Here is a 10,915-nt window from a genome sequence, read left to right as displayed (position 1 = left end):
CTTACAACCTTAGATATTTATATTTGGTTTTAGTTCCCTATGAATACTTAGACTTCTGACACTTCCAGCCTTGTCGAGGCTTCAACCTAAAAGGCTACAGCCAGCCTATTGCGAGCGGACATACGCAGAAGCTATGCATAGCCCAGGGATCAAATAAGTGTTGCAGCGAGCTGTTGTCACAGGTAGCGTTGAAACATTGACTCAAAGGATTGAGCACATGTTATCGACCCTGCTTCGTCTTCTTGCGATTCTTTCATCTCATCTGCTTAGCAATCATTCCTGGGCATCGGAACCCGAGCTCTGGTATCAGAAGGTCTGGTGCGAAGGTAAAGGTGGCGAAGTTGAAGTCAGGCTGGATGATGGGAGACGTGTTGATTGCATGACTGAAAGTCATGCCATTGAAATGGATTTTGCCAACAAATGGCCTGAAGCCATCGGCCAGTCCCTGGCCTATGGAATGCTGACCAGAAAACAGGCGGGAATTGTGTTGATTCTGAGAAAACCATCCGACCATGAATACTGGGATCGCTTACAGCAGGTTTTGGAGCACTATCAACTTCCGGTTACGACTTGGAAACTCGGTCCCTGAAACCGCCGTTTTTTCTTTTATGAAAAAAGTTTAATGATTCACTCATCTTCCGGTTACCTGCCTTCGATTATGCTACGCCCATCTTTTAAACAGATACCTATATCGATAGAAAACCGGAGACTCAAACCATGAATCCAACACTGTCTGCTTTCCTTGCTGCTTCAACGATTGCTCTGACCACTGGCAACGCAATGGCTGAATACACCGGCCCCAATAGCACACCCACCATCAATGATATTGCCACCATCATCGAAAACCCGGTTGATGACTCCCGGGTAGAACTGACCGGTTACCTGACCAATAAAATCGACGATGAGACCTACACCTTTTCAGATGGTAAAGACAGCATTCAGGTAGAGATTGAGTCCAGAGACATGCCTGACGTGCAGATTAATGAAAAGACCAAAGTTAACATTCTGGGTGAAGTCGAAAGCGGTGCTTTTGAAACCACCGAAATTGAGGTCGAAAAAATTTCTGTCATTTAAACAGACCTTCCGTTTGAAAAAGGGTTGCCAGAAATCCTACGGCAACCCTCAGTCCGTTTAAAACAAAGCCAAAAATAGTCGACTGAAAGGAACATCTAATCAATCGATCTGGTAAACCAGCGTAGAACCAGAGACTTCATGACCGATAATCAATAAAGGCTTTCCAGTTGGACTTTCAGAAGCCTCGACAAACTTCATCCCTTCGGGAGACACATCGCCTGCTTTTTCTGGCTCTTTGTCAGTATCAACAGAAAAGTCACGGTTGTAGACATAGCGGACAAACTCAGCTTCTGCTGGATCAGTCACGTCGTACATCAGGACACCACCGGTTCGCTCCAGGCCAATAAACGCATATTGACGTCCATCAATCTCACCCACGGCCAGTGCCTCTGGCTCAGGGCCTTTATCATCACTGCGGTTATCGCCTTTGGTTTCCTCGTCATTATTGTTGAAATGTTTACCCAGTACGGCTGCTGTCACTTCTTCAAAGTCACTACCCGAGTCATAAACCAGCTCACCCGCTTCGTTCCAGATAGAAAATGAGCGAGCGCCATAGGAGTAAAGTTCTTCAAACTGGCCATCGTTATCCGTATCACCCAGTGTGTTGGTAATTTTCAGGCGAGCAAGCTTTTTCTTATCTTTGGCTGCCTCAGCATTAGGATGCTCCCGGGCGACCTCAACCTTCTTGGTACGAACCTCTTCTGTGAACCCCAGGCAACCGTCTTCGTTATCGTATTTCAAACCACCTGAAGCCAGGCACTGATCTTCAGAAGCAGTTGTGTACCAATAATCTCTGGCATCACCTTCGTTGGCTGTCACAACATAGGTTTTACCTTCGACCGAATAGGTAGCAATGGTATCTGGCTGATACATACCGTAGACACCGCTCCATTTCTGAAGATTCACACCACCATCTTTATTGCTGGCATCCATCGCAAATTGGCCATAATCCTTATAGCCAAGGGGAACAATAGAATCAATTCGCGCATTGGCAATATCAACGAGTGCCAGGGCATTGTTTTCCTGCAGAGAAACGTAAGCAGTTCCGGAATCAGCAGAAACGGCTATGTACTCAGGCTCAAGGTCCTGAGCCACAGAGGCATCACGACCAAAAACCCTGACATCTTTCGGCAATTCACTGTTTCTGGAGTAGCCTTTGTTGAAAGCAGTGAAAGTAGCATGACGTGGTTCTTCCAGTTTGCCTTCAGAAGTCACCTTGACAACGCTGACCGAACCTTCCGGGTCATCTTTGTAATCTGATGAAGGTTCACCTTCGTTTGCTGTCAGCAGGTATTTTCCATCCGGTGTAAAGGTCACCATATCAGGCAGCGCCCCTACCAATTTATAATCACTGAATACGGCACCACCTTCGGTATCGAGCTTATAAACAATGACAACGCCTTTCTTTTGTTTGTCGCTATTTTCAACAGCAACAGCCAAAAGATCGCCATGAACAGAAACGCTGTTAGCGGTGCCCAGCTTCATGCCATCAATACTGGACTCAAGATTGATCTTGCCAATTTTGAGAATATTGGAATCCATGGTCGGATTAACAAGTGGCTGCCCCTTGAGGGATTTGCCACTGAGAATATCTATGGTTTTATCAAGGGCGTTGACAACATAGATAGACTGACTGGCTTTATGCCAGGCCACAATCTCTGCGGCACCTTTATGGTAACTGCCAGAAGCATATCGACCGATCGGCTCCATGGTGGGATGGGAAACTTCAGCATTTTCCTGAACCATTGAACAGCCAGCCAAAATAAAGGGAGCTGCCAGAGTGATAGCGTTGCGAGTAAGTTTCAGTTCCATTGAGGTTCCTGATTTTATTCAATTTGATCAGGGCTTTTTATAACGGTTGCAAATGACTGTTTAATGACAACTATGACATAGAGACAAAGTTGTCTCGCACCAACACTCTGAGGCTGCGCCAAAAGTGCGGCATTCTCTGTTTTGACAGCCTCCTCGACATGAGAACGAGAATGAGCAGAAAAGCTAACCAAAATCACAAACCCGGAGCAAGCTCCGGGTTATTAATATTCAGAGATGAATAATCTGAGCTTAAGCCTGCTCAACAGTATTCTTTTCAACGGCCTTGGGAGAAGCTTTAGTCAAACAGATAAAGCCAGCAATACCGGCTATCAGGGACGCAATCAGAACCCCTGCTTTGGCCAGTACTAAATCATTGGGGCTGCCAGCAAATGCCAGTTCTGATATGAAGATCGACATGGTGAAACCGATTCCGCCCAGAAAGGCAACGCCCACAATATGCAGGAAGTTACATTCATGAGGCAAGTCACCCCATCCCAGCTTCCAGCCTATCCAGGTGGCACCTGCAATACCAATTAACTTACCTAACACCAGACCCAGAGTGACACCCAAGGTGACGTTATTGAAAATCTCGGTATCCCCGGAAAAAACATCAAAGGGAATACCGGCATTGGCCAGGGCAAAAATGGGAATGACGATATAAGTCACCGGTAAGTGCAGGCTGGTTTCGATTCTCTGCAGTGGAGCTTCTGCCAGGCGAGTACCATTTCCAAGCGCCCGGACGTAAGCACGCATTTTTTCATTACGCAAAACGTCCTCACCAGGACGGTAACTACCATCAAATCGCCGAATCAGATTTTTTATCTGGTCACTGAATGCAACAGGATCGTATTTGGGTTTAGCCGGAATGGCAAAAGCGGTAATAACGCCAGCCAATGTCGCATGAATACCGGCTTCGTACAGCTGCAACCAGAGGCCACCACCCACCAGGAGATAAGGCAGTGGATTACGAATACCAAAAGCATTCATCACCCACAAAAAGGCAGTGAATCCAGCAGCCCACAGCAAAGCCACCTGATTGATTTCGTTGGTGTAGAAAACAGCAATGATCGCAATAGCTCCCAGGTCATCCACAATGGCCAAAGCCACGAGGAAGGTAATCAGACTTTTAGGAACACGGCCACCCAGAAGTGCACAGGTACCAACAGCAAAGGCAATATCCGTTGCCATCGGAATGCCCCAACCGTCTGCGGCAACACCTGTCGGGTTGATGCTGGCATAGATCAGTGCGGGCACTACCATACCCCCAATCGCAGCCATGATAGGCAATACGGCATGTTTGAGGTCGGAAAGCTCACCGACAAGAAACTCACGTTTGAGTTCGAGACCGACGTGGAAAAAGAAAAAAGCCATCAGACCATCATTGACCCAATGGTGAATAGACATCTTCAGGCCGCCTTCACCGATAGAAATACCGGCATAGGTTTTCAGAATCTGTTCATAGAGGGGAGACAGATTACTGTTCGCGATCACCAAAGCGATGACAGCGCAGATCATCAGAAGGATGCCGCTGGTCGTTTGACGATGGATAAATTCTTCAAAAGGCGTGAGGATACGGTCAAATGCCGCCTCCCAGCGAGCGTTATAAACCCTGCCTTTCCGACCAATAAATTTTGTAAAATTATTTCCCGCCACAGCAACTCCTCAAGAGCATCAAGCTTGACACCGTAGACTACATCATGCGTTTGTTGATGTCTCTTAAATGTTCAGCGAGTCTTTCAGTTGCCTTTAGTCAGTTATCTATCGGAGGTTATACCCCCATGAACCTGCTTACGAACTTCCGCTTCAAGACTTTGGAGTAAAAGGCTGGACATCCATCAATAGACGGCTCTCGTCTTTGTGCCGTCTTTTGTTGGTACAAAGCGGCTGCAAACAAAGGGGAATTCTTTTGTGGAAGTGTTAGGGTCAGGGATCCTTCGTAAGGCCAGCCCGCGATTTTTCACTAAAGGCGATACCTTTTTGTTATATTTCTCAAAATAAATGCTACCTTGACTTGACACAATTTGATACAAGATGAAGGCAGTTTACGATGAAAGAGTTAAGAATATCGCTTTTTCTTTACTTGATAACATCCGTATCAGTGGTAAATGCAAACCCTGAAATAATTCAAGCAGCTGAGAAATTTATACTTTTGAGTAACCAATTAGCGTTAAAAGTTATGCCTCCAGGAAGTCAAAGCCATGAAATATTTAGATCTATTAGTTTTAGCACTGGTTTGAATATAATGATTGACGATATCAGGGTACTTCTTTCTGAATTACAACACAGAACTACCAGAAAAGATTTAAGCGTAAAATCTTTGTTTGTTATGAATATGCCTAAATTGGTATTTCCTGTTTTTCCAACAACTTTTTACGAGTCTACTGCCGATTTTAGTTTGCAACAATTACGAGCATTGACATCCTCCCACAGCTAAAAAAAGTAGCAGTATCAAAACTGGTAAACAGTCTGAAAGGTGTTTCAAGCCGAAGACTGAAACAATATCATCTAGAGCTGATAAAGCCTGCATATATGAAGAATGCTCTATGGAGTCCGAGCTACTTTGCGGGTTCCGTAGGTGGTGCGCCGATTGAAGTTCTTAAGCAATACATCGAACAGCAGGATAGACCGCATTAGGAGTCCTATCGGACTCCGGGCTATCCTTCCCAGCACTAGAAGTACTGGGCTTGACGCTCTTTCCGGTCAGGTTTTAGTCTGGTGTTAATCATCACAGTTTCCAGACACCAAAAAATGAGAAAGGCCACCCGAAGGCAGCCTTTCTGTTTAGCTCACTGTATAAAAACAGGCGTCAGCCTATTGTTACACCTCGCCGAAGTTAAGAGCTTCAGACAGAGCCGCTTCAACTTCAGAAGCAGAGACCTTGCTTGGTACTTCAAACTCAGGCTCTTCGCGACCCTTACGACGTTCTTCGTGATAGGTCAGACCTGTACCCGCAGGAATCAGGCGACCGACGACCACGTTTTCCTTCAGTCCACGCAGGTAGTCACGCTTACCGGTCACTGCTGCTTCGGTCAGTACTCTTGTAGTTTCCTGGAAGGAAGCCGCAGAGATGAAGGACTCGGTCGCCAAAGATGCCTTGGTGATACCCAGCAGTACCCTGTCGTATTTGGCAGGGATCTGATCCTTGTCACCCAGCTTCTCGTTCTCTTCCAGAACGGACGTCAACTCTAGCTGATCACCACGGATCAGCGAAGAATCACCCGTGTCAGTGACTTCAACCTTACGCAGCATCTGACGCAGAATGGTTTCGATGTGCTTATCGTTAATCTTAACGCCCTGCAGACGGTATACGTCCTGGATTTCGTTAACGATGTAACGGGCCAGCTCACCGACACCCAGCAGACGCAGAATGTCGTGGGGGTTGGTAGGACCGTCAGAGATAACTTCACCCTTGGTCACCTGTTCACCTTCGAACACGTTCAGGTGACGCCACTTGGGAATCAGCTCTTCATACGGATCGCTGCCGTCGTTCGGAGTGATGACCAGACGCTTCTTACCTTTGGTCTCTTTACCAAAGCCGATGGTACCGGTGATTTCCGCAAGAATAGAGTGTTCTTTTGGCTTACGGGCTTCAAACAGGTCGGCCACTCGTGGCAGACCACCGGTGATGTCCTTGTTACCGCCGGACTGCTGTGGAATACGGGCAACAACGTCACCGATTTCTACCGTCGTGCCATCGGCCAGGTTCACCAGAGCGTTTGCAGGCAGGAAGTACTGAGCTGCTACGTCAGTGTTAGGCAGCTTCAGCTCCTTGCCATTGGCATCCAGCAGCTGGATAGCAGGACGAATATCCTTACCGGCAGAAGGACGATCCTTCGGATCCAGAACTTCGATGTTGGACAGACCGGTCAGTTCATCCGTCTGAGTCTTGACGGTAATGCCCTCTTCCATGCCCAGGAACTTAACGGTACCGGACAGTTCGGTCACAATGGGGTGAGTGTGCGGATCCCACTTGGCAACTATCTGACCGGCTTCTACATCAACACCGTCCTTAACAGACAGAACCGCACCGTATGGTAGCTTGTAACGCTCACGCTCACGACCGAATTCATCAGCAATGGCCAGCTGACCGGAACGGCTCACTGCCACCAAAGCACCGTCTTTACGTTCAACGTGCTTCAAGTTCAGCAGACGGGCAGTACCCTTGTTCTTAACAGAGATGTTGTCCTGTGCAGAAGCACGGGATGCAGCACCACCGATGTGGAAGGTACGCATGGTCAGCTGAGTACCGGGCTCACCGATGGACTGGGCAGCGATAACGCCGACTGCTTCACCTTTGTTAACGAGATGTCCACGACCCAGGTCACGACCGTAACATTTGGAGCAGATGCCGTAGCGGGTTTCACAGGTAATTGGAGAACGAACCTTGACTTCGTCAACGTTCATCAGCTCCAGACGCTTAACCCAGGCTTCGTCGATGAGGGTGCCGGCGGGCACAGCGATTTCATTCTCTGCACCCGGTTTGAGTACATCTTCAGCCACCACACGACCGAGGATACGCTCACCCAGAGGTTCGACAACTTCACCCCCTTCGATGTGCGGAGTCATCTGCAGGCCACGTACTGTGCCACAGTCGTCTTCAGTCACCACCAGATCCTGGGCGACGTCTACCAGACGACGGGTCAGGTAACCGGAGTTCGCTGTCTTCAGAGCAGTATCTGCCAGACCTTTACGGGCACCGTGAGTAGAGATGAAGTACTGAAGTACGTTCAGACCTTCACGGAAGTTCGCCGTAATAGGCGTTTCGATGATGGAGCCATCTGGCTTGGCCATCAGACCACGCATACCGGCCAGCTGACGAATCTGTGCAGCACTACCACGGGCACCGGAGTCAGCCATCATATAAACGCTGTTGAAGGATTCCTGCTCTTCCTCTTCACCCTGACGATTAATCACGGTGTCGGACTTCAGGTTGTCCATCATGCGCTTGGCCAGCAGTTCGTTGGCACGGGACCAGATATCGATCACCTTGTTGTACTTCTCACCCTGGGTCACCAGACCGGAAGCAAACTGGTTTTCAATCTCACGCACTTCTTCATTTGCGTCATTAATGATACGGCTCTTGTCGCCCGGGATAACGAAGTCGTTAACACCGATAGAAGAACCGGAGATGGTCGCGTAATGGAAGCCCATGTACAGCATCTGGTCAGCAAAGATAACCGTTTCTTTGAGGCCCACGTTTCGGTAGCAGGTATTCAGCAGGCGGGATATCGCCTTCTTCTTCATGGTCTGGTTAACCAGTTCGAAGGGCAGCCCCTCTGGTACGATTTCCCATAACAGGATACGACCAATGGTGGTATCGGCCAGGAAGGCATTGCTGTGCTCTACGCCATCGTCGTCTTTGTATTTTTCAGAAACACGTACCTTGATACGGGCATGCAGATCAGCATGACCGGTACGGTAGGCACGCAGGGCTTCGTTGACGTCAACGAAAGCCATGCCTTCACCCTTGGCGTTAATACGGTCACGGGTGATGTAGTAAAGACCCAGTACCACGTCCTGGGAAGGTACAATGATAGGCTCGCCACTTGCAGGTGCCAGGATGTTGTTGGTGGACATCATCAGGGCACGGGCTTCGAGCTGGGCTTCCAGAGTCAGTGGTACGTGTACCGCCATCTGGTCACCGTCGAAGTCAGCGTTATAAGCCGCACACACCAGTGGGTGCAGTTGAATCGCCTTACCTTCGATCAGAACCGGCTCGAACGCCTGGATACCAAGACGGTGCAGAGTGGGTGCACGGTTCAGCATCACCGGGTGTTCACGGATGACGTCAGCCAGAACGTCCCAAACCTCAGGGGTTTCACGCTCTACCATCTTCTTGGCAGCTTTGATGGTGGTCGCCAGACCTTTGGCTTCCAGCTTGCCGAAGATGAATGGTTTAAACAGTTCCAGAGCCATTTTCTTGGGCAGACCGCACTGATGCAGACGCAGGGTAGGACCTACGGTGATAACAGAACGGCCAGAGTAGTCAACACGCTTACCAAGCAGGTTCTGACGGAAGCGGCCCTGTTTACCCTTGATCATGTCGGCCAGGGATTTCAGAGGACGCTTGTTGGAACCGGTGATAGCACGACCGCGGCGGCCATTATCCAGCAGCGCATCTACCGATTCCTGCAGCATACGCTTTTCATTGCGGACAATGATGTCAGGAGCGTTAAGGTCGAGCAAACGCTTCAGACGGTTGTTACGGTTGATCACGCGGCGGTAAAGGTCATTCAGGTCGGACGTCGCAAAACGACCACCGTCCAGCGGTACCAAAGGACGCAGATCAGGTGGTAGAACTGGCAGAACGGTCAGAATCATCCACTCAGGGTTGTTACCTGACTTGTGGAAAGCTTCCAGCAGTTTCAGACGCTTGCTCAGTTTCTTCAGTTTGGTTTCAGAGTTGGTCTGCGGAATTTCTTCTCGCAGCATGTCCACTTCCTCACCCAGCTCGATGTCTGCCAGCAGAGCCTTGATGGCCTCTGCACCCATACGGGCGTCAAAGTCGTCGCCAAACTCTTCCAGAGCTTCGTAGTACTGTTCATCGTTGAGCAGCTGGTTTTTCTCCAGCGTCGTCATACCCGGATCAATAACAACGTATGACTCAAAGTACAGTACTCGCTCAATATCACGCAGGGTCATATCCAATAACAGACCGATACGGGATGGCAGGGATTTCAGGAACCAGATGTGGGCAACAGGGCTGGCCAGTTCGATGTGGCCCATACGGTCACGACGAACTTTCGCCAGGGCGACTTCTACGCCACATTTTTCGCAGATAACACCACGGTGCTTCAGTCGCTTGTACTTTCCGCACAGGCACTCGTAGTCTTTAACCGGGCCAAAGATTTTGGCACAGAAAAGGCCGTCACGTTCAGGCTTGAACGTACGGTAGTTGATTGTTTCCGGCTTTTTAACTTCACCGTAAGACCAGGAACGTACCATTTCTGGGGAAGCCAGACCGATACGAATCGAGTCAAACTCTTCTGTTTGGCCCTGGGTCTTGAGTAGATTCAGTAAGTCTTTCAAGATCGCATCTCCTCGATCCATCCGGTGGCCGGGCTATGCCCAACCAGCGGATTTCACGTATTCGTTATTCGGTGTCCAGCTCAATGTCGATACCCAGAGAGCGAATCTCTTTCAACAGTACGTTGAAGGATTCGGGCATCCCGGCTTCCATTCGATGATCACCATCGACGATGTTCTTGTACATCTTGGTACGACCGGTCACATCATCAGACTTAACAGTCAGCATCTCCTGCAGAGTGTAGGCAGCACCGTAGGCTTCCAGTGCCCATACCTCCATCTCCCCGAAACGCTGACCACCGAACTGGGCCTTACCACCGAGTGGCTGCTGGGTAACCAGAGAGTAAGAACCTGTGGAACGTGCGTGCATCTTGTCATCAACCAGGTGGTTGAGCTTCAGCATGTACATGTAGCCCACAGTGACAGGACGGTCGAAGGAATCACCGGTACGTCCGTCGTGCAGTCTTACCTGACCCGTGTCGCTGAGATCTGCCAGACGCAGCAACTCCTTCACTTCAGATTCTTTGGCACCATCGAATACCGAAGTAGCCATAGGTACGCCGCCGCGCAGGTTATGGGCCAGCTCCATGACTTCTTCGTCAGTGAACTTGTCCAGTTCCTCAACACGTCCGCCACCGACTCCGTTGTAAACCTGGTCGAGGAATTCACGGATTTCAGCCACTCTCTTCTGGGACTCGATCATGCGGTTGATCTTGTGGCCCAGACCACGTGCCGCAGCACCCAGGTGAGTTTCCAGAACCTGTCCTACGTTCATCCGGGACGGCACACCCAGAGGGTTCAGCACAATATCAACCGGGTTGCCTTCTTCATCGTAGGGCATGTCTTCGACAGGCATTATGATGGAGATAACACCCTTGTTACCGTGGCGACCCGCCATCTTGTCACCCGGCTGGATACGACGTTTGATCGCCAGATGATCTTTGACTATTTTCAGCACGCCAGGCGCCATGTCGTCCCCGGAATGCAGCTTTTTCTTCTTGTC

6 protein-coding genes and 2 pseudogenes are annotated in these 10,915 nt (G+C 49.4%); 4 read left to right on the top strand and 4 right to left on the bottom strand.

Annotated features, from left to right (window positions below):
* The first annotated feature begins 217 nt into the window (after positions 1-217).
* Positions 218-589 carry a hypothetical protein gene (locus KDK18_RS12160; protein WP_257255189.1) on the top strand — a complete coding sequence of 124 codons (372 nt, stop codon included), beginning with the start codon at positions 218-220 and terminating at the stop codon, positions 587-589.
* 128 nt (positions 590-717) lie between these two features.
* On the top strand, positions 718-1,074 hold the full coding sequence (locus KDK18_RS12155; protein WP_257255188.1) for a YgiW/YdeI family stress tolerance OB fold protein: 357 nt from the start codon (positions 718-720) through the stop codon (positions 1,072-1,074).
* A 99-nt stretch (positions 1,075-1,173) separates the two neighbouring features.
* On the opposite strand, the gene KDK18_RS12150 is transcribed toward KDK18_RS12155, so the two are convergent.
* Both KDK18_RS12150 and nhaA read right to left on the bottom strand, forming a co-directional pair.
* The gene (locus KDK18_RS12150; protein ID WP_257255187.1) at positions 1,174-2,886 is read right to left on the bottom strand and encodes a choice-of-anchor I family protein; all 1,713 of its coding nucleotides are present in this window, start codon (positions 2,884-2,886) and stop codon (positions 1,174-1,176) included.
* Between the two features lie 249 nt (positions 2,887-3,135).
* A complete protein-coding gene (gene nhaA / locus KDK18_RS12145; RefSeq protein WP_257255186.1) occupies positions 3,136-4,539 on the bottom strand; it encodes a Na+/H+ antiporter NhaA in 1,404 nt (467 codons plus the stop codon).
* 394 nt (positions 4,540-4,933) lie between these two features.
* On the opposite strand from nhaA, the gene KDK18_RS12140 reads away from it, so the two are divergent.
* Positions 4,934-5,320, top strand: coding sequence for a hypothetical protein (locus KDK18_RS12140; protein ID WP_257255185.1), 387 nt, complete (start codon positions 4,934-4,936; stop codon positions 5,318-5,320).
* 5 nt (positions 5,321-5,325) lie between these two features.
* Positions 5,326-5,520, top strand: a pseudogene (gene tnpA, locus KDK18_RS12135) (IS200/IS605 family transposase); the annotation flags it as partial.
* A gap of 183 nt (positions 5,521-5,703) precedes the next feature.
* On the opposite strand, the gene rpoC reads toward tnpA, so the two are convergent.
* Both rpoC and rpoB read right to left on the bottom strand, forming a co-directional pair.
* The gene (gene rpoC / locus KDK18_RS12130; protein ID WP_257255184.1) at positions 5,704-9,915 is read right to left on the bottom strand and encodes a DNA-directed RNA polymerase subunit beta'; all 4,212 of its coding nucleotides are present in this window, start codon (positions 9,913-9,915) and stop codon (positions 5,704-5,706) included.
* Between the two features lie 64 nt (positions 9,916-9,979).
* Positions 9,980-10,915: pseudogene (rpoB, locus tag KDK18_RS12125) on the bottom strand (DNA-directed RNA polymerase subunit beta); the annotation flags it as partial.

This window comes from Endozoicomonas sp. SESOKO3 (assembly GCF_024606255.1).
Note: the sequence above shows the minus strand (reverse complement) of the source record. Positions and strands in the feature narration are given on the sequence as shown.

Excerpts from the sequence above, each read along its gene's own strand:
- KDK18_RS12155 (WP_257255188.1), top strand. The coding sequence starts at position 718 with ATGAATCCAACACTGTCTGCTTTCCTTGCTGCTTCAACGATTGCTCTG.
- KDK18_RS12140 (WP_257255185.1), top strand. The coding sequence starts at position 4,934 with ATGAAAGAGTTAAGAATATCGCTTTTTCTTTACTTGATAACATCCGTA.
- KDK18_RS12150 (WP_257255187.1), bottom strand. The coding sequence starts at position 2,886 with ATGGAACTGAAACTTACTCGCAACGCTATCACTCTGGCAGCTCCCTTT.
- KDK18_RS12160 (WP_257255189.1), top strand. The coding sequence starts at position 218 with ATGTTATCGACCCTGCTTCGTCTTCTTGCGATTCTTTCATCTCATCTG.